The 18,409-nt window shown below is 67.9% G+C and carries 22 protein-coding genes and 1 pseudogene; 16 read left to right on the forward strand and 7 right to left on the reverse strand.

Going from position 1 to position 18,409, the window contains the following annotated elements; genetic code table 11:
* Both AC1DG4_RS12285 and AC1DG4_RS12290 read right to left on the reverse strand, forming a co-directional pair.
* On the reverse strand, positions 1–608 hold a 608-nt coding region (locus AC1DG4_RS12285), incomplete at its 3' end, for a DUF222 domain-containing protein (protein WP_477380985.1).
* A 130-nt stretch (positions 609–738) separates the two neighbouring features.
* Entirely contained in the window at positions 739–1,971 is a 1,233-nt protein-coding gene (locus AC1DG4_RS12290; protein ID WP_477421260.1) for an AI-2E family transporter, read from the reverse strand.
* Between the two features lie 146 nt (positions 1,972–2,117).
* Here AC1DG4_RS12290 and AC1DG4_RS12295 point away from each other — a divergent pair, with 146 nt between their 5' ends.
* Positions 2,118–2,414, forward strand: a complete 297-nt coding sequence (locus AC1DG4_RS12295; protein ID WP_045271589.1) for a chorismate mutase — start codon at positions 2,118–2,120, stop codon at positions 2,412–2,414.
* Between the two features lie 20 nt (positions 2,415–2,434).
* Here AC1DG4_RS12295 and AC1DG4_RS12300 read toward each other — a convergent pair whose 3' ends face one another.
* Positions 2,435–3,196: a histidine phosphatase family protein gene (locus AC1DG4_RS12300; RefSeq protein WP_477380989.1), complete on the reverse strand. Its 762-nt coding sequence runs from the start codon at positions 3,194–3,196 to the stop codon at positions 2,435–2,437.
* Positions 3,197–3,384: 188 nt separating this feature from the next.
* On the opposite strand from AC1DG4_RS12300, the gene AC1DG4_RS12305 reads away from it, so the two are divergent.
* From AC1DG4_RS12305 to AC1DG4_RS12360, 12 genes are all read left to right on the forward strand, one after another.
* Positions 3,385–4,299 (forward strand): SIS domain-containing protein, encoded by a 915-nt coding sequence (locus AC1DG4_RS12305; protein WP_477380991.1) that lies wholly within the window; start codon positions 3,385–3,387, stop codon positions 4,297–4,299.
* 9 nt (positions 4,300–4,308) lie between these two features.
* Positions 4,309–5,361, forward strand: a complete 1,053-nt coding sequence (locus tag AC1DG4_RS12310; protein ID WP_477380993.1) for an ROK family protein — start codon at positions 4,309–4,311, stop codon at positions 5,359–5,361.
* Entirely contained in the window at positions 5,361–6,338 is a 978-nt protein-coding gene (locus AC1DG4_RS12315) for a 1-phosphofructokinase family hexose kinase (protein WP_477380995.1), read from the forward strand. Before AC1DG4_RS12310 ends, AC1DG4_RS12315 begins: the two co-directional genes overlap by 1 nt.
* Positions 6,335–7,207, forward strand: a complete 873-nt coding sequence (locus tag AC1DG4_RS12320; protein WP_477380997.1) for a class II fructose-bisphosphate aldolase — start codon at positions 6,335–6,337, stop codon at positions 7,205–7,207. The genes AC1DG4_RS12315 and AC1DG4_RS12320 overlap by 4 nt, the downstream gene beginning before the upstream one ends.
* Entirely contained in the window at positions 7,204–7,980 is a 777-nt protein-coding gene (locus AC1DG4_RS12325; RefSeq protein WP_477380999.1) for a DeoR/GlpR family DNA-binding transcription regulator, read from the forward strand. Before AC1DG4_RS12320 ends, AC1DG4_RS12325 begins: the two co-directional genes overlap by 4 nt.
* A gap of 425 nt (positions 7,981–8,405) precedes the next feature.
* Positions 8,406–8,786 carry a DUF6984 family protein gene (locus AC1DG4_RS12330; RefSeq protein WP_477381001.1) on the forward strand — a complete coding sequence of 127 codons (381 nt, stop codon included), beginning with the start codon at positions 8,406–8,408 and terminating at the stop codon, positions 8,784–8,786.
* Between the two features lie 141 nt (positions 8,787–8,927).
* Positions 8,928–9,368 (forward strand): hypothetical protein, encoded by a 441-nt coding sequence (locus AC1DG4_RS12335; RefSeq protein WP_477381003.1) that lies wholly within the window; start codon positions 8,928–8,930, stop codon positions 9,366–9,368.
* 169 nt (positions 9,369–9,537) lie between these two features.
* A complete protein-coding gene (locus tag AC1DG4_RS12340; RefSeq protein ID WP_477381005.1) occupies positions 9,538–9,966 on the forward strand; it encodes a hypothetical protein in 429 nt (142 codons plus the stop codon).
* Between the two features lie 187 nt (positions 9,967–10,153).
* Positions 10,154–10,513: a hypothetical protein gene (locus tag AC1DG4_RS12345; protein WP_477381007.1), complete on the forward strand. Its 360-nt coding sequence runs from the start codon at positions 10,154–10,156 to the stop codon at positions 10,511–10,513.
* Between the two features lie 105 nt (positions 10,514–10,618).
* On the forward strand, positions 10,619–11,134 hold the full coding sequence (locus AC1DG4_RS12350; protein WP_477381009.1) for a hypothetical protein: 516 nt from the start codon (positions 10,619–10,621) through the stop codon (positions 11,132–11,134).
* Between the two features lie 105 nt (positions 11,135–11,239).
* Positions 11,240–11,476 carry a hypothetical protein gene (locus AC1DG4_RS12355; protein ID WP_477381011.1) on the forward strand — a complete coding sequence of 79 codons (237 nt, stop codon included), beginning with the start codon at positions 11,240–11,242 and terminating at the stop codon, positions 11,474–11,476.
* Between the two features lie 69 nt (positions 11,477–11,545).
* Entirely contained in the window at positions 11,546–11,800 is a 255-nt protein-coding gene (locus AC1DG4_RS12360) for a hypothetical protein (RefSeq protein ID WP_477381013.1), read from the forward strand.
* A 106-nt stretch (positions 11,801–11,906) separates the two neighbouring features.
* On the opposite strand, the gene AC1DG4_RS12365 is transcribed toward AC1DG4_RS12360, so the two are convergent.
* The gene (locus AC1DG4_RS12365; protein WP_477381015.1) at positions 11,907–12,938 is read right to left on the reverse strand and encodes a nuclease-related domain-containing protein; all 1,032 of its coding nucleotides are present in this window, start codon (positions 12,936–12,938) and stop codon (positions 11,907–11,909) included.
* Positions 12,939–13,586: 648 nt separating this feature from the next.
* On the opposite strand from AC1DG4_RS12365, the gene AC1DG4_RS12370 reads away from it, so the two are divergent.
* Positions 13,587–13,811, forward strand: coding sequence for a hypothetical protein (locus tag AC1DG4_RS12370; RefSeq protein ID WP_477381017.1), 225 nt, complete (start codon positions 13,587–13,589; stop codon positions 13,809–13,811).
* Positions 13,812–13,854: 43 nt separating this feature from the next.
* On the opposite strand, the gene AC1DG4_RS12375 is transcribed toward AC1DG4_RS12370, so the two are convergent.
* The gene (locus AC1DG4_RS12375; protein ID WP_477381019.1) at positions 13,855–14,616 is read right to left on the reverse strand and encodes an SDR family oxidoreductase; all 762 of its coding nucleotides are present in this window, start codon (positions 14,614–14,616) and stop codon (positions 13,855–13,857) included.
* Between the two features lie 101 nt (positions 14,617–14,717).
* Here AC1DG4_RS12375 and AC1DG4_RS12380 point away from each other — a divergent pair, with 101 nt between their 5' ends.
* The gene (locus tag AC1DG4_RS12380; RefSeq protein WP_477381021.1) at positions 14,718–15,572 is read left to right on the forward strand and encodes a helix-turn-helix transcriptional regulator; all 855 of its coding nucleotides are present in this window, start codon (positions 14,718–14,720) and stop codon (positions 15,570–15,572) included.
* A gap of 29 nt (positions 15,573–15,601) precedes the next feature.
* On the opposite strand, the gene AC1DG4_RS12385 is transcribed toward AC1DG4_RS12380, so the two are convergent.
* Both AC1DG4_RS12385 and AC1DG4_RS12390 read right to left on the reverse strand, forming a co-directional pair.
* Positions 15,602–16,753, reverse strand: a complete 1,152-nt coding sequence (locus AC1DG4_RS12385; protein ID WP_477381023.1) for a sensor histidine kinase — start codon at positions 16,751–16,753, stop codon at positions 15,602–15,604.
* Positions 16,754–16,868: 115 nt separating this feature from the next.
* Positions 16,869–17,531: pseudogene (locus tag AC1DG4_RS12390) on the reverse strand (response regulator transcription factor); the annotation flags it as partial.
* 86 nt (positions 17,532–17,617) lie between these two features.
* Between AC1DG4_RS12390 and AC1DG4_RS12395 the strand changes: the two are divergent.
* The gene (locus AC1DG4_RS12395; RefSeq protein ID WP_477421261.1) at positions 17,618–18,403 is read left to right on the forward strand and encodes a M15 family metallopeptidase; all 786 of its coding nucleotides are present in this window, start codon (positions 17,618–17,620) and stop codon (positions 18,401–18,403) included.
* Positions 18,404–18,409: the final 6 nt, after the last annotated feature.

An 18,409-nucleotide genomic window follows, 5' to 3' on the forward strand; every position in this document is an offset into this window, starting at 1 on the left:
ATCAGCCCGAGCGCTTTCTGCCCGTCGCCGAGGTCTTCCCGCCACACCCGCCGGTGCTCCTGCGCGTCCCGGTGCCGGTCGGTGAGGCTGCGCGGGGCGAGGCGTTCCGCGACGCGTTCCACGACCCGTTTCGCCCGATGCGGAGTCTCGCCCTCCGAAGCGGCGACCGCGACCTGCTCGAACTCCGCCCGCACGTCGTCGTCGAGGCGGGCACCCGCGTCCTGGATGACCCGCACATGCGCGGCGTTGATCCGCGCGTTCCCGAACGCCCCCATCGTGGCCGGGAACCGGGTCATCAGGTCCGCGGCGCGTGACATCCGGGCCTGCACGACCCGGTCCGACATGTGCAGCACCCCGGCCAGCTCCGCCGCGACCGACCGTGTCGCGAGATCCACCGCCTCACCCCGCACCGCCCCGGCACCGGAGTCTCTGGCGGCCAGCTCCTCGGCGAGCCGTTGCGCGGCCCCGAGCTGCGCGTCCCGCAACGCCTGAAACCGGATGATCGTCGCCTCGGCCGCCGCCAGCCCCTCCCTCAACAGACGCAGCACCATGACCGGATCCACCGGGTCAACCCCAGGATCCACCACCGCACCAGTCGAGTTCGTCATGACCCCAGTCAACCCCGAACCACCGACATTCCCACCCCGAATTCACCAGATCAGCGGGATAAACCTCCTCAACCAGAGTCGTCCCTGTCAGCGCACGCCATAGCAGCACGGTCGTGTGACGGGGCGCCGATCAGACGCGGGCGTTCTGCCGGGGGATCCAGACCTGCTTGATGATGATCAGGATCGACGCGGTCACCGGGACGGCGATGAGCGCGCCGAGGAGGCCGAGCAGCGTGCCGCCGACGAGCGCGCCGATCACGACCAGGGATCCCGGGATCGCGATCGCCCGGTTCATCACACGCGGGGTGATGACATACGCCTCCACCTGCATGTAGACGAGGTAGATGACCGCGAAGATCAGCGCCATCAGCGGTGAGCTGAACAGGGCGATGCCGGTGCCGATGATCCAGAACAGGATCGGGCCGACCAGCGGGATCAGCGTGATGAGGAAGGCCACGGTGGCCATCAGCGGCGGGAACGGCAGCCCGAGCACGAGGTAGAGGACGAAGACGAGGGCCGCGTTGATGAGCGCGAGCACCACCATGCCCATCACATAGCCGCCGACCGAATCGGTGATCTKGGTCGTGATCCGCGAGACGTTCTTGCGGTCGCGTGCGGGAGCCAGCTGCAGCAGGCCGCTCTTCATCGACGGCAGCGTGGCGAGGAAGTACAGCGTGAGGACGATGACGATCAGGCCGCCGGAGATGCCGGTCGCGATCGCCGTGCCGACCTGCAGCGCCGCGTTGCCGACCTGCAGGGCGCCGCCGCCGAGCTGCATGAGCTTGTTCGGGTCGCTGAGGAACTTCTGCACCTCGCCCATGAGGTCGCTCACCCCGCCGCCGAACTGGCCCTGGATCCAGTGGTACAGATCGCTGTGCAGGAACTCCTGGATCGTCGCCGGGATGGACTTGACGAACTCCGCGATCTGCGTGACCACCACGGGGACGATCGCGAGGATGACGAGCACGAGCGCGAGCGCGAAACCGACGATCACGATCACGACCGACCACGCGCGCGAGGCGCCGCGCCGTTCCAGCCAGCGGACGGCCGGATCGAGGCCGAGCGCGGCGAACAGCGCGAACGCGATGTAGATGAGCACGGTGGACAGATTCGTCAGAGCGAGCCCGAGCAGGATCGCGACGAGGCCGCCGAGCGTGACGAGGAAGCCGAACGCGAACGGGCGGTCGATCCGGGTCCAGAACGAGGCACGAGGCGTCCCCGCCTCCGCGACAGGTCGGGGCGTGTAGTCGTCGGAGTCGTCGTCGGCCACGATGGTGTCGGCCTGAGCCGCCGTGGCAGCGTGTTCGCTGGCCTCAGCCTCTGCGACAGTGCTGTTGTCGAGCCCGGAGTCGTCGCTGGTCATGGCTTCACTTTAGGGGAGGGGTGCGACGTCCCGAGGGCGGTGGTGCGCGCTTCCGGGTTCTTTGACGCGTCACGGCGGGGGCGACTCAGGGCGGGACGGGTTATCGTCGGAGGGTTCGCACATCCGCCGCCCGGTGAGGAGCCCCGATGTCCGCCCCCGATCCCCGCACCGAACTGCTGCGACTGCGCGCCAGCATCGACAACATCGACGCCGCGCTCATCTTCATGCTGGCCGAGCGATTCCGCTGCACGCAGCAGGTCGGCGTGCTCAAGGCCGAGCACGACATGCCCGCCTCGGATCCGGGCCGTGAGGAGCAGCAGGTCGCGCGTCTTCGCGCCCTCGCGGAGGAGGCCCACCTGGATCCGGAGTTCGCCGAGAAGTGGTTCAACTTCGTCGTCGCCGAGGTCATCCGCCACCACACCGAGGCCGCCGAGTCCCGCTGACCCGACGGCCCGAGGGCGGATCAGCCCGCGTAGCTGGTGTCGTTGACCGACTGCACGGTCCAGGACCCGCGGGCGTAGCGGAGCTTGTTGACGGCGCCGTTCTCCATGGCGCCGTCGACCGTCGCACCGAGGGATTCCAGCAGGCAGGTGATCGACATCCCGCTCGAGACGGCGAGGATGCTGCCGCCGTGCCGCATCGGAAGGGTGCGATCGGTCGCGGCCGTGGTGAGCGCCAGGTTCATGCGCGCGGCGACCTGTGCCCAGGTCTCGGCCGGAAGGGTCTTGTCGGGGTTGCTGGCGACGAACGCGTCGATGATGTGCGCGAGTGTGTCCAGGGGGCCCGCGGCGGCGAGCTGCGGGAACGCGGTCGACTGCTTCTCGCCCTCCCAGCCGCCGTAGGCGACCTCGCGCAGGCCGGCGATCCGCGTCGGCGTGAGCTTTGAGCCCGCTGCCGAGAGGATGCCGCTCGCGGTCTGGAAGTGGCGCATCATGTCGGCGGAGTAGGCGGCGTCGAACCCGCCGATCTCCGCGGCGAGATTGCGGCCGACCGCCTCGGCGGTCGCGACGCCCGCGTCGGTGAGCGGCGAATCGGACCAGCCCTGGATCCGGCCGGCCTGGTTCAGCCAGGTCCTGCCATGGCGCACGAGGTACACCGTGACGGTGCGGTTGGGCTGTGCAGTCGGTGCGGCGATGGCGGGGGTGGCTCCGGCCAGGGCGAGCGTGCCGGTCAGGGCGGCGCCGCCGAGTGAGAGCAGGGCGGTGCGACGGGACAGATCGGGCATGTCATCTCCTTTGATGGATGGATCTCGAAACCCTTACAACGTTAAGGTTTCGGATGGCGAAAGCCTAGTGCTGTTCGAGTTTTGCCCGAGCACGGGTTTCCGGATTCAGTGACGGAAAATGCTTGTTTTGACGTAAGATCGAGCAAGGTCACGCATTGGACGGGGCCGGAGCCCGCCGAGGAGGACCCATGACCCACCCGAACGAGAATCTCGCCCCCGGCGCTCACATGCGCGCCGAGCTCGACTCGCAGCCCGAGATGTGGGAGCGCGCGGCCGGCATGACGGCGGAGCAGGCGCTGCTCCCGGCGAAGGGCCAGCGCGTCGCCGTGATCGGCTGCGGCACCTCGTGGTTCATGGCCCAGTCTTACGCCGCGCTGCGCGAGCGCGCGGGCTTCGGCATCACCGACGCCTACGCCGCGAGCGAGGCGTTCATGGATCGTGGCTACGACGCCGTCGTCGCCCTGACGCGCTCCGGAACGACCACCGAGGTGCTCGAGCTCGTCGACGAGCTCAAGGGATCCGGATCCGCGCCGCGCGTCGTCGGGGTCATCGGCGACGTGACCTCGCCGCTCGTGGGCATGGTCGACGACGCGATCCTGCTGCCGTTCGCCGACGAGCAGTCCGTCGTGCAGACCCGCTTCGCGACCACCGCGCTCGCGCTGTTCCGCGCCTCGCTCGGCGAAGACCTCACCGCCGCCATCGCCGACGCCCGCACCGCGCTCGCCGACGTGGATCCGACCCTCGCGGGCGCCGATCAGTACACGTTCCTCGGCCGCGGCTGGACGATCGGGCTCGCGCACGAGGCAGCCCTGAAGATGCGCGAGTCGTCGCAGTCGTGGACCGAGTCGTACCCCTCCATGGACTACCGCCACGGTCCGATCGCCATCGCCGCCCCCGGCCGCATCACCTGGCAGTTCGGCGCCGCGCCCGAGGGCCTGGACGCCCAGGTCGCCGCGACCGGCGGACGCTGGGTGCAGCACGCGATCGACCCGATGGCCGATCTCGTGCGCCTGCACCGTGTGGCGCTCGACCGCGCGCTGGCGAAGGGCCTCAACCCCGATGAGCCGCGCAACCTCACCCGTTCGGTCATCCTCGAGGACTGAGAGCCGGCGATGACGATCCCCTCCGGCGACGCTGCCGCGGACGACGCCCGCGCGCACGAGGCGGCCGAAGCGGCCCGCGCCGTGCCCGACGTGATCTTGGATGCCTCCGGGGACCCCCTCATCCCCCGTCAGGCTCCGGGATCGGCGGCCGAGCTCGGCGCGGGTGCCTCCGTGCTCGCGTTCGACGTGGGCGGCACCGACATCAAGTCGGCCCTGTTCGATGCCTCCGGCGTCATGCTCGGGCTGCGCCGCACGTCGACGCCGGATCCGGGGCCCGACCTCCCCGAGCGGCTGATCGCCCGGCTGGTGGAGCTCGGCGCGCAGCTGCGCGAGGAGCACCCCGGGGTGGATCCGGTCGCGGTGGGGCTGGTCGTGCCCGGCATCGTCGACGAGGTCGCCGGCATCGGCGTGTTCGCCAGCAACATGGGCTGGCGGGATGCACCGATCCGCGCGCTCGCGGAGGAGGCTTTCGGGCTGCCGGTCGCGTTCGACCACGACGTGCGCACGGGCGGCTGGGCCGAGCACGTGCTCGGCGGTGCGCGCCCCTATCCGAACTCGATCGTGCTGATCATCGGCACCGGGATCGCCGGGGCGCTGCTGCTGGGCGGTGTGCCCTTCACGTCCGGCGGCTACGCCGGTGAGGTCGGGCACTCCCCGGTCGCCGATGAACCGCTGTGCCCGTGCGGAGCGCGCGGCTGCCTCGAGGCGATCGCCTCCGCAGGGGCGATCGCCCGCCGCTACACCGAGCGCAGCGGGATCGCCGTGGAGGGCGCGAAGGAGGTCATCGCACTCGCCGCCGAGGGCGATGAGGCCGCCGCCGAGGTCTGGAACGAGGCGCTCGACGCGCTCGCGCTGTCGCTCGCGCAGCTCACCGCGGTCGTCGCACCGCAGGCCATCGTGATCGGCGGCGGGTTGTCGCGTGCCGGCGGGGCGCTGTTCGACGAGCTGCGCGCGCGCCTGAGAGCGCGCCTCAGCTTCCATCGCATCCCGGACCTGGTGCCCGCGCAGTTGCTCGGAAACGCCGGGATCCTGGGCGCAGCGCTCCGCGCGAGGAGTCTCTGATGATCGTCACCGTCACGCCGAATCCGGCGCTGGATCTGACCTGGCACGTCGATCGGATCACGCCGGGCGGCACGCACCGCGCCGATGCCGGCGTGGCCAGGGCAGGCGGCAAGGGCCTGAACGTCGCCCGGGTGGCGCAGGCGCAGGGGGCTTCCGTCTTCGCGCTCGCGACCTCGGGAGGGGCGACCGGCGCCGAGTTCGCCGCCGAACTGGCCTCCTCGCCGGTCCCGCATGAGCTCGTCCCCGTGCAGGGAGCGACCCGCCGCAGCGTGGCGCTGGTCGACGAGCAGCTCGGCGACACCACGATCGTGAACGAGCGGGGCGTCAACCCGACGACGAAGGAGTGGGAGGCGCTGAAGGCCGCCGTCCTCCGCGCCCTGCAGGCCTCGACCGCCGAGAGCACGAAGCCCGTCCTCGTCCTGTCCGGATCGCTCCCGCCCGGCGCTCCAGAAGACCTGCTGTCGGCGCTCATCCGGATCGGCCGCAACGCGGGCGCGATCGTGATCGCCGACACGTCGGGACCGGCGTTGCTGGCCGCTGCCGATGCCGGAGCGACCGTGCTCAAGCCCAATGCGGCTGAGCTGGCGGAGGCCACCGGCATCGCGGATCCCATCGCGGGGGCGTGCGAACTGCTGCACCGCGGAGCATCGCTGATCCTGCTCTCCCGTGGGGCGGGGGGGATGCTCGCGGTCACCGCCGACGAGGTCGTGCGCGCCCGGCTGGCGCACCCCCTCGCCGGCAACCCGACCGGCGCGGGGGACGCCGCGGTCGCCGCCTGTGCCGTGCTGATGGCGCAGGGTGAGAAGGATCCGACCGCCCTGCTGCGCCGGGCGACCGCGTGGTCGGCCGCCGCCGTGCTGATGCCCCTCGCGGGCGAGATCCATGCGTCCTGGCGGGACCTCGAGTCCTCCCTGATCATCGACAGCCCGCCCCTGACGGCGCTGAGTCGACCGTCCACCGAAAGGACATTCCGATGACCCTCGTCTCCGCCCGCGACCTCGTGCACGACGCGGCCCGCCGTGGAAGCGGCGTCGGGGCCTTCAACGTGATCCATCTGGAGACGGCCGAGGCGCTGGTCGCCGCGTCCGCGCAGGCCGAGCTGCCCGTGATCCTGCAGATCTCGCAGAACTGCGCGGACTACCACGGCGGGCTCGAGCCGATCGCGCTCGCGACCCTCGCGGTCGCCCGGCGCGCGGCCACCCCCGTCGCCGTGCACCTCGATCACGCCGAGCGTCCCGAACTCGTGGACGAGGCCATCGCCCTGGGCTTCGGCTCCGTGATGTTCGACGGGGGCGCGCTCGACTACGCCGAGAACGTCGCGCTCACCGCGCAGGTCGTCGAACGCGCCCACGCCGCTGAGGTGTACGTGGAAGGGGAGCTCGGCGAGGTCGGCGGCAAGGACGGTGCGCACGCGCCGGGCGTCCGCACGGATCCGCAGGAGGCTCGGGCGTTCGTCGCGGAGACGGGCGTCGACGCCCTCGCCGTGGCCGTCGGTTCCTCGCACGCGATGACCGACCGCACCGCGGCGCTCGACCTCGACCTCATCGCGCGCCTGCGCGAGGCCCTGCGCGGCGCGGGGGAGGACGGTGTCGACGTGCCGCTCGTGCTGCACGGATCCAGCGGCGTGCCGGACGACGCGATCGCGGCGGCGGTGCGCGCGGGCATGACGAAGATCAACGTCTCCACGCATCTGAACGGCTTCTTCACGCGCGCGATCCGGGAGAAGCTCGAGGAGGATCCGCGTCTCGTCGACTCCCGGAAGTACCTCGCGCCGGCCCGCGACGCCGTAGCCGGCGAGGCCGCGCGCCTGCTGCGCCTGTTCGCCGGATCCGAGGTCGGTCGATGAACAGGGCGAACCGGTTGACGGCCATCCTCGACCTCCTCGCCGCGCGAGGGGATGTGTCGGTCGAGGAACTCGCGGAGCGCTTGGACGCCTCCGCCGCCACGATCCGACGCGACCTGGACAGCCTGTCGGAGCGGCGGTTGCTGACCCGCACGCATGGTGGGGCGGTGGCGCAGTCCGTCGCGTACGAGCTGCCGATCCGCTACAAGAGCCACCAGCGCACCTCGCAGAAGGAGCGCATCGCGCAGGCCGCGTCGGCGCTGGTGGCGCCCGGATCCGTGGTGGGCCTCTCGGGCGGCACCACCACGACCGCGATCGCGACCGCGCTCGCGGCCAGGGAGGACCTCGCCGACCAGGGACTCACGGTGGTCACGAACGCGGTGAACATCGCCGCCCAGCTCGCCACCCGCCCCGACATCAAGGTCGTGGTGACCGGCGGGGTGATCCACTCCCGCAGCTACGAGCTCGTGGGTCCGTTCGTGGAGCAGCTGCTGGCGGGCATCGCGCTCGACATCGCGTTCATCGGCGTGAACGCCATGTCGGTCGAGGGCATGGCGAGCACGCACGACGAGCGCGAGGCGGCCGTGAACCGCATGATGGCGAGCCGCGCCCGGCGCGCGGTGATCGTCGCCGACTCGTCGAAGGTCGGCGCCTCGGCCTTCGCCGCGGTCGGTGGCCCGGACCTCTTCCCCACGCTGCTGACCGATGACGGCCTCGCCCCCGCGGACCGGCGCTCCCTCACCGAGGCCGGCTTCGACGTGGTCTTGGCGGACTGAGTCCTCGCTCGCCTCGCGGCAGGTGAGGCTGCCGTTGCAGCCCAAGGCGACGAACCCGCAGGCGCCATCGACGAATACGACGGTGACACTGGCATGGGCGTTACAGGCTGGCTGTTCGGGAGGATTCTCGGCGTCTTCAGTAGCGTCGGCACGGTTCTCGCGATCCCCGGCGACTCGTCCACTGCCGGAACTTACGCCCTGTCGGCGGCAAAGGAGGCTGAGCGAACAGCTCCCGCTATTCCTGATTGCAAACCGGGGAGCTTCTTCTCGATCTGCGATGACAAGAATCCTGTCGAGCCCCAACTCAAGAAGCAGGGTGACCCTCAGGTGAAGACGTGACGGTACAGTTTGGCCATGGCGCGAGAGACCTCAAGGGGACTGGGCTCGAGCAGGCGGAGCCCATACCCTGCTCGACGAAACGATCAATGTGGGAACTTACCATGTGCCCAAATGAGGCAAATTCAACTCAAGATCTGATCCACGGGTTGAGCCTTCTTGGAAGGCTTCTAGAGCGCCGGTTCCAGGGCGCAGCTGAACTGCGCCAACAGATGAATCTTATCAATGCAGAGGTGATCGATGAGAATGGAAGTCTTGGCCTTCATCCAACGGTCGAGGTTTTCGCCGACGTGGCGCGCCGAATTCCTGTCGAAGCATCGTATGACGATATAGATGGTATAACCGTTCACGTACTGGTTCACGTCATTGCCGGTCTTCTCAACGAGTTGGAAATATATCGAGAAGACTTGGCTTTGGTGATGCTGCCAGCCGCTAACGCGCCTGATCTGCGAATCGAGGACTGGACTTAGGCCGGCGGCGCCCACGGATCTATGTGGAGCTTTGGATATCAGTTCCTGTATGCTTCCCAAATTCCAGTTCGTCAGAGTTGATACGGACACAACAAGGTGCCAATCTGTAATACGTTCTTTCGCCACAGATAAGGGGGCGCGGTGCGATTCTTCTTGGCCGGGCTGGCGTATGCCTTCACCGCCTGTATCTGCACACTTGCAATCTATGTCATAAACTTGACAGGACTGTGGTCCGGTATCCCAACGGGCGACTCTGCCGGCCAGATAATCAAGCGGCTCATGCTCGCACTCATCCTGTTTCTCAGTGTTTCGCTTGTCGTGGCATTCCCGGCCGTGGCAATGTGGCGCAGCCGAACGTCGCGTGCGGCACGCCTGCTGACGATTCTAGTTGCGGCGGCAATTCAGGTCCTGTCCTATTCCGTCGCGTTCTGGTTTGCGATAGACCCTCGAATCTTGGCTCAATACGGCCTGCTCTGGGTCATTCTTGGCGCTTGCGCATACGCCGTGCTTTCCGCACTCTATCCTTTCCGCCCGCGGGTATGGACCGGGATCCCAAGTCATGTTCCCGAAAAGACAAGATGATGACTGGATGGTTGCTTTCAGTCAGCCCGGAAAAGTTTCAACATGCAATGGTAGTGTCCGAGATCATGATAGATCGGGCGCATGCTTTTTAGTGCCCGTGGCGGAGGCGACTGAAGAATCTGCAATACATCGTCGGAATCTTGACCCACTGCTCTGAAGGGTAACATCGATGACAAATTTCCCTCAAGCCCAAAGATGGCAATTCCTGTCGGCTTTGGTGCGCACATGTTCTGGAATGATCATCGCGGGAGTCGCCTGGAGCGTCGGGTATCAGATCCTCTACATCAATTCCTTCCCGATCCTGAACCCGCCTTCGGTTTCGGAATCGGTTCAGAATGCCGCAAAGATATCTCTGATTGTTTGCGTACTCGGCTTGATTCCGGCGACCATTATTGCCGCGATCTTGACTGGCGCCTCGCGAACGAATATGGCGCGTATTCTGGTCGCAGTTGTTCTGGTGAACCTTGGTGCGGGTGTCCCGCTGTTCTTCATCGCTGGCTTGGTGCCGTCAGTGCTACTCCTGATTCCGCTCGGCGTCGCTGGCATGGTATTGGCCTTGATGGTAGGGGGTAAGAAATCACAAACGATCCAAGGCTGAATGAATCAATGCGACGAACAGCGGTCCGTCAGTGCACGATCTAGTCGTGCTCCGCTCGGCCGTGCTCCCAGTACCTCAAAGCCAGTTGGTGAAAACCTCGTTCCGCAAGGCTCTAATCGCTATATTGTCGCTCGTGGTCTGTGGATCTGTCTTGCTAGGTTGCAGTAGTCTCGAAGGCTCGAAGAGGGTGCGCGATCGGGACCTCGTCGGTCAATGGGTCCTTGACGGAGGCAGCGAGCATGCCCAGTTTTCCCTGCTCGGCGACGGGGGAGTGAGGGCGCAAGACTGGCCCTCGGCGGTGCTTTGTGATCCAGCTGCACCCGGGGAGATCATTCCCGCAACGGAAGGTGAATGGCACAGCGCGGAAACGGGCGACGGCACGGGCGTCTATCTGATTCTTGGTGCTGCTTGTGGCGCGGGGAGGCAGGGATTTGTCTATGAGCGTGATGGGATAGTGGAGATCAAATTCTTCCCCTTGACCGCGGATCTTGATGATTATCCCTCGGCTGAATGGGTATTCCATCGCATCGTCGGTGTGCATGAATGAAGCGAGTTCCCTTATGGCCCGCGAGTGCGGATTGGAGTTGGGCCGGCACTCCGCCGGCGACAATCTTTGGGAGGCTGATGCGTCATACACGGAAAGGATCCACGAATGCTGAGAAGCGGAGTTCGTTTGATTTGTGGTATCGGCTTGCTGTCCGCCAGCGCCTTCGCTCTCAGTGCCTGCTTTGCTCTACCGCAGGTTCCTCGTGATGTTCCGATGTCCATGACGCTCGACGCGACAGATCCAATGCTCTATTGGTGCGGAGAAGACGTCGTCGTGCTTGACCTCAAGATATATGTGGGCGTCAAGGTTCGAGATGACTCGCGCCTGGTTCTCGAGGATACAAGCGCTCTGACGATGGAATCTGGGTCCTCTCTTGACCTGAATGAACGCGTCCGGGCGAGTGCGAATGCCAATCTGCATAGCATCAACCTCGACGGCGAAAATGACCTGATCGGCGTCATACTGACGTATCGTTCAGTTTCTGGTAGACCTGATGGCACGGTCATGGCCGAGTTTCATATTCCGCGGAGTTCTCCATTGAGAAAGGGCGACGCGATGACATGGCTTTGGGCAAACAGCGACCTGTCGAGTGCCCCTTGCGGGATGCCAAGTGCGAAGTAGAGGGAACGCGACCCATCGCAGAGTCAGGACTAGATCTGTCGGCGTCGGCGTCGGCGTCGGCGTCGGCGTCGGCGACGGGTGTCCTTTGCACCCTACACATAGTTGGTGGATATGAGTTCGAATGCGATCTGCGGTCTTATCGTAGTTTTGGCCGGAGCTCTTGCTATTGTATTTCGCCGCCAACTGACAACGTCACTTTCTCGCATGGCGCGCAAGTATATGAAGGATGAAGCTGACTACTTCTTCGATCCGCGTGCGCAGAAGTACGGCGTGATTATTGCCGGTTCCATGTCGGTTCTTCTTGGAGCCGGTTTGATTCTCTCAGCTTTTCATGGATACTGAGCGGGGCGTGAGTTGCGCTGCGATCGGAGGAAGCGATGGAGGCGAGGTCATATTTGACATGGGGCGCACATGGACATGGAACTGAGATACTTCTGGCACGATCTGCTGCCGGGAATCTGTCTTGTCGTGTTTGGTGCCATTGTCATGATCTTCTGCCGACAGATATTCGAGGGTATGAGCAAACTGGCGCACAAGATCTTCGGAAACGAAGCCGACGGATATTTTGGCGGTCATTCAAACCCCAGGTCGTTCTTTATCGTTGGCTTGTCGGCGACGATATTCGGGCTGGCTCTCCCATTGATTCCTCTGTTCTCGAGGCATTGAACAGGTCATCATGGCGCGTGTCCTGTGCGCCTTCGACCAGCGTTGGCGGCTGTCGGGGCGAGTGAAGCTGTCGCCGTCGTGTGGTCGGTATCGGTAGATGCTGCGATCAGCGGGTCAGCAGGAGCACTCCAGGCGTCATGAGCGCGGCCATGACCGCGAGGATCCCGCCTGCAGCCCACGCCCGCCGCCGCCGGAACGCCGCCACGACCTCGGCGCGTAGCGCCGCGAAGGCGGTGAGGTCAGCTTCTGGAAGCGGGGTGGCGCTCCAGGTCGCGGGGAGGACGGCCACCCGGACCAGCGCGGTGACGTTCTCCGGCGTGAGGATCCGCGGGGCTCGCTCCAGCCGGCGCACCACTGCATCGGCGCGCAGCACCTCGACCCGCGGCGGCTTCTCCCGGATCTGAATGCTCTTCGCGCCGACGATCGCGAGGATCGGCGTGACCTCGACCGTCTGGTGCGTCGCTCCGCTCAGCACCCTCGCGGCGCGCGTCGCCTCGAAGTCCGCGTTGCGCAGATGGTCGGTGCGCTGTCCGTTCACGAGGATGCGATGGCCGCCGACCCAGACCTTAGCGCCGTCGTGGTGCTTGGTGTTGATCGTGAAGACGCCGCCGGGGCCGATCACCACGTGGTCGATGTCGCTGCCCCGCTTCCCGATCGGCACGGCATGCAGAGCGTGCCATTCGGCGCCGAGCCGGTCGAGGATCCTGCCGACCTCGAGTTCACCGATCGCGCCGAGGTACCAGCTCTGCGCATCCGGTGAGAGCGGTGTCCTCCCGAACAGCCGCTGCGTCCTGGTCCTCGGTGGCGTCGCCGACTGCACGCGCAGGGTCTCCGCGATCACGGCGGTGCCAGGGGTGCGGAACCGCAGCGCGTCGGGGAGCACGGCGGCGGCGCCGATCGGCGGGTCGCGGGGAACTTCGGGGCCTGCGGCGAGCGGCTGTGTGTTCGCGCGTTCGTCGTCGACGACGGTGGGCCCCTCCGGTGCTCCCACCGACTCCTCACACGCGAGGCAGCACACGGTCTTGGCATGAGGCTCGTACACGGCCTCGGTGCCAGCCGGCAGGTCCGTGCCGCAGACCCGGCACCGGCCCGCGTAACGCAGCCGCATCCGCTTCGCGGACGGATCCTGAGTCGTCATGCCTGGAGCGTAACGACGCGGGACCGCGGGCGGCAGGGGGTTCGCGAGAAGGTGGGGTGTGGAGCGAGGACGGTGATGCGTCCGCCTGCCCCACACCCCTCGCTCACGGCGTCGCGCGGCGCAGGACGAGGTACGAGATCCCGGCAACCGTCGTGTTGCGACATCGCGACTGGCGATTCGCGACCGATCGGCCATCTGAGGCGCGGGCGGCGTAATCGGAGGAGGGCTTTGTGGTCTCTCATGTGCACGGCGTCCGCAGGCTGAGACCCCTGATCTCGGTCTGCGGATTCCCATCGCCGTGCTCGCTCGCTGCTGTTCGTGGACCCGAATCCCGTAGATGCGGAGCTTGGGACTCGTTGGATGAGGCGATACGCGCGGTATCAAGATGAAGGAGAACCCCTCGTGAGCGGGAAACGAAGCAATAATCGTGGCGGGAGCAGGGGGAGCGTCCCGTACCGCCGCCATTGGCTCTTCGACGAATCCGCTGGAGCGCCTGTCTGGAGCATGTTCCTCTTCGTCCTGATCCTCATCGGACTGGGGATTCTCGTACTCGCTGTGGCGCGACTTTGGTAGCGCGAATCGGCGACGGACCCGATGAACCAGATCTCGACCAAGCACAGATCTTGACCAAGCATTCACCGGGGCGGAATGACCATGCACGAGGGCACTGATCTTCTAGGGCTCGAAGACGAAAAGGAATGGACGGAGGGCGGCACGCTCCGCGGGGCGGCCACCTGGCTCGCCGCGATGATCGGCGTTCATCTGATCGGCGCCGTCATCGTTGTAATCGGCATCGTCGGGGCTTGGGCCCTCGTTGCAAGCGCTTTCGGGCCGTCGGCTGCAGCGCTCGGGCATTCCCTCGGATTGGGCTGATCCGGCGCCTGCGTGCTCGCCCCGCCCTCAGCGCGCAGGATGCTCAGACGTCTCCGTGCGGATCCAGGCGGTTCAGGGTCGCGACGGTTTGCGCGTAGTCGCCGCGCACCTCGCCGAAGCGGAGCAGCTTCACGTTCTCGACGAGGATCTCGTGCGCGTCGGGCTGCGCTGCGATGAGGGCCATCGTCTCATCGACGAAGTCGTCGAGCGGCATCGCGAACGGGCTCTCGCTCTGGCCCGGCATGAGCTCGGTGGCGACGGCGGGAGGGACGAGCTCGAGCACCGAGACGCTCGTACCGTCGAGCTGCAGCCGGATCGACTCCGACAGCATGTGGATCGCGGCCTTGGTCGCGTTGTAGGTCGGCGTGACCCGCAGCGGAGTGTGCGCGAGCCCGCTCGAGACCGTGACGATCGTCGCGTCGGGGCGGCTCTGCAGATGCTCGATGAGCGCCGCGATGAGCCGGATCGGACCGAGCAGGTTGGTCGTGACGATCTCCTCGGCATCGGCGAGGAAGCCGTCGCCGCGCCAGTCCTCGACGCGCATGATCCCGGCCATCGCGATGAGCACATCGAGCTCGGGGTGCGTCGAGACGACCTCGGCGGCAGCCGCGCGGATGCTCGCAGGATCGGCGGTATCGATGCGCACGGTGCCGAAGCCGTGCTCGGCCGCGAGCGCCGCGAGCAGCTCGGTGCGGCGCCCTCCGATGATCACGGTGTTGCCCGCGGACTGCAGGCGCAGCGCCAGGGCGAGGCCGATGCCGCTCGTCGCGCCAGGGATGAAGACGGTGTTTCCGGAGATGTTCATGACCCCAGGCTCGACGGGATCCGATCCGACGATAAGAGACCGGGTCATCGGGGGATCCGCGATCCCTGGTTGCGGATCCGCCGGCGTCGGACAATGGACCCATGGACCGCATCGCCCTCGCCGACTTCCTGCGCCGCCGCCGTGAGGCGCTGCGCCCGGAGGACGTCGGCCTGCACGCAGGTGCCCGCCGTCGTGCTCCAGGCCTCCGTCGGGAGGAGGTCGCTCAGCTGACCGGCATGTCCGTCGATTACTACACGCGGCTGGAGCAGCGACGCGGGCCGCAGCCGAGCGAGCAGATGCTCGCCGCCCTCGCCCGCGCCCTGCGGCTCACCGCCGACGAGCGCGACTACCTGTTCCGCACCGCAGGGCACTCGGCGCCCGACCGGCACAGTACGCTGCCGCACGTCGCGCCGGCTCTGCTCAGGGTGCTCGATCGCCTCGACGACACCCCGGCCCTCATCCTCTCCAGCCTGGGCGAGACCCTCGTTGCCAACCGGATGGCACAGGCGCTGCTCGGCGATCCGTCCGAGCGCACGGGCCTCGCGCGCAGCGACATCTACCGCTGGTTCACGGATCCCGCCGCCCGGGCGGTGTACCCGGAGGCGGACCACGCGCGGCAGCCCCGCGCCCAGGTCGCGGGGCTGCGCGCGGCGTACGGGGCGATGGGGGCACGGTCGCGAGCCGGCGAGCTCGTGCGCGCGTTGCAGGCGGAGAGTGCGGAGTTCGCCGAGCTCTGGACGCGGCACGAGGTCGCCGTCCGCTTCGAGGATCACAAGACCCTGGTGCACCCGGAACTCGGGCCGATCGAGCTCGACTGCCAGGCGCTCTTCACCGAGGACCAATCGCAGGCACTCCTCGTGCTCACCGCGCCGCCGCGCACGGACGCCTGGCAGAAGCTGCAGCTGCTGTCCGTGATCGGCGCGCAGCGGTTCGAGAGCGCGGCCGAACAACACTGACCTTTCGGCCCATCGACCGACCTGTCGGCTCAGGCCAGCGGGAAGGTGGCCTCGACGCGCAGGCCGCCCTCTGGCCTGGCGGTCAGGACGAGGGTGCCGCCCAGCACCTCGACGATCGAGCCCGCGATGGCAAGACCCAGGCCGGATCCGCCGTGCGCGCCGTCACGCGTGCGGCCGGCGCCGCGCTGGAACGGCTCGACCAGGGTGGCGACCACCGCGGGGTCGAGCCTGTCTCCGGAGTTCTCCACGATGAGCGCCCCCTGGCCGCCGAGTCTGACCGCGCGTACGGTCGCGGATCCGCCGGAGTGCAGGTTGTGCACGAGCGCGTTCTGCACGAGGTTCAGGGCGAGCTGATCGAGCAGCGCGGCGTCCCCGTGCACGATGACCGGGTCGCCGACCACGTCGAGCCGCACACCATGGCTCGCTGCGACCTCGTGCAGTAATTCGACCGCGCCCTCCGCGGCGAGCGAGAGATCGACCGGAGTGCGAGCCGGCGGGCGCGCGTCCAGCCGTGCGAGCAGCAGCAGCGCCTCGGTGAGAGCGATGGCCCGTTCGTTCGCGGCGCGGAGCCGGACGAGCAGCTGCCGGACGTCGGGATCCGGATCCGCCTCGGCGACGTCGAGCAGCGCGCGGGTGATCGCGAGCGGGGTGCGCAGCTCGTGCGACGCGTTGGCTGCGAATCGGCGCTCGCGCTCCAGGTCGTGCTGGATCCGGTCCAGCATGCCGTCGAAGACGTCGGCCAGGCGGCGGAACTCGTCGTCGCGGCCCGGCAGTGCGATCCGCGCGTTGAGGTCGCCGTCGCTGACCGCCTGCGCGGTTTCGCCGATCACCGTGAGCGGCCGGAGCACCCGGCCGGCGAGGAGCCAGCCGCCGAGCACTCCGAGCATGATGAGTCCGAGGAGGGCCCAAGTGGCCGGCGGCACGAAGGCGCGGATGATGTCCGTGCGGTTGGGCGCCCAGCTCGTGCCGTTGATCGGGTCCGAGTTGTAGACGGTGCCGTCGGGCACATAGCGCAGCAGCCACAGCGCGACGACGCCGAGCAGCACGGCCCCGGCCACCGCAACGAGGGCGACATAGCTGAGCGTGAGACGCCAGCGCACCGACAGCCCGATGGCGCGCGCAGGGCGCGGAGGGAGCGCAGGGCTCGGCGGGAGCGCGGGGCTCGGCGGGGCGTCAGGCATTCCCCGTCCGTCCCGGCATCGTCGCGTCCTGGTCCTGGTCCTGGTCCTGGTCCTGGTCCTGGTCCTGGATCTGGTCCTCGTCCGCCGTCTCGGTGCGGTCGCCGTCGGCGCCGATGCTCTCGGTGCCGATCCGATAGCCGACGCCCGGCACCGTGAGGATCACCCAGGGCTCGCCGAGACGCTTGCGCAGGGAAGACACCGTGATGCGCACCGCGTTCGTGAACGGATCCGCGTTCTCGTCCCAGGCGCGTTCGAGCAGCTCCTCCGCGCTGATCACTCCGCCGCCGGCCTCGACGAGCACCTGCAGCACCGCGAACTGCTTCCGCGTGAGGGCGACGTAGCGCCCGTCCCGGTAGACCTCGCGGCGGAAGGGGTCGAGCCGGATCCCGGCCAGCTCGTGCACCGGCGGCGTCGACCGCGGGGCGCGCCGCGCGAGCGCCCTGATCCGCAGGATCAGCTCGCGCATCTCGAACGGCTTGGTCAGATAGTCGTCGGCGCCGAGCTCGAAGCCGCTCGCCTTGTCGTCGAGGCGATCGGCGGCCGTGAGCATGAGGATCGGCAGGCCGGATCCGGAGGCGACGATCGCCTGCGCAATGGCATCGCCGCTCGGCCCCGGGATATCTCGGTCGAGCACCGCCACGTCGTAGGCGTTGATGTCCAGCATCTCCAGGGCGACGTGCCCGTCGGCGGCGGTGTCCGCGGCGATCGCCGCGAGACGCAGCCCATCACGGACCGCTCCGGCCAGGGCGGGTTCGTCCTCCACGATCAGCACGCGCATGCCAGAAGCCTAAGCACACCGGCATATCGCGGGCGTATGCGAAATCGCGTACGGCGGGGCAACGTCGGTCTCGGTGGGGTGGAGGCATGGACACGAACACCTCTGCTCCGCGGCGACCGGGATCCGCGCCGGACGGGATCCTGCATCGGGATCCGGACGGCGATCCGGCGCGCACGGCGGTGCGGGATCCCGGCCCGCAGCGCGCGAAGACGGTGAACCCCCGGTGGCGCCGGCGGCTGTTCCGGATCGTCGTGACGCTGACGGTGCTCGCTACGCTGGGCGCGGGCACCGCGGCTGCGGTGATCACGGCCGCCGTCACGGCGCGGCCGGACTATCCGGGCGCGGGCACGGGAACGGGCGCGGTGACAGCAGGCGGGGGCGACGGGTCCGCCTCTGCCCGCAGCGGCGGCATGCCGACGACCGAAGACGGCTTCATCGCCGACGGCGACTCGGTGTCGCTCTCGGACTCGGCGCCGGCGGTGGCCAAGCTGGAACCCGGCCTGCGCGAGGCCCTCGGGCAGGCGCTCGCCGCGGCCGAGGAGGACGGGCTCGAGCTGCGCGTGGCGAGCGGCTGGCGCTCGAAGGCGTACCAGGCGTGGCTGCTGCGCGACGCCGTGCGCACATACGGATCCGAGGCGGAGGCGGCGCGCTGGGTGGGCACGCCGGACACGTCGCTGCACGTCAAGGGTCAGGCGGTCGACATCGCCCCGTACGACGCCGCGGACTGGCTGAACCGCCACGGTGCGCAGTTCGGGCTCTGCCGCACGTATGACAACGAGGYCTGGCACTTCGAGCTGAGTCCCTCTGCGATCGACGAGGGATGCCCGCCGATGTACCGCGATCCAACCGAGGATCCCCGCATGCGAGGCTGAGCAGGA

The organism is Microbacterium sp. 05N427 (genome assembly GCF_056397105.1).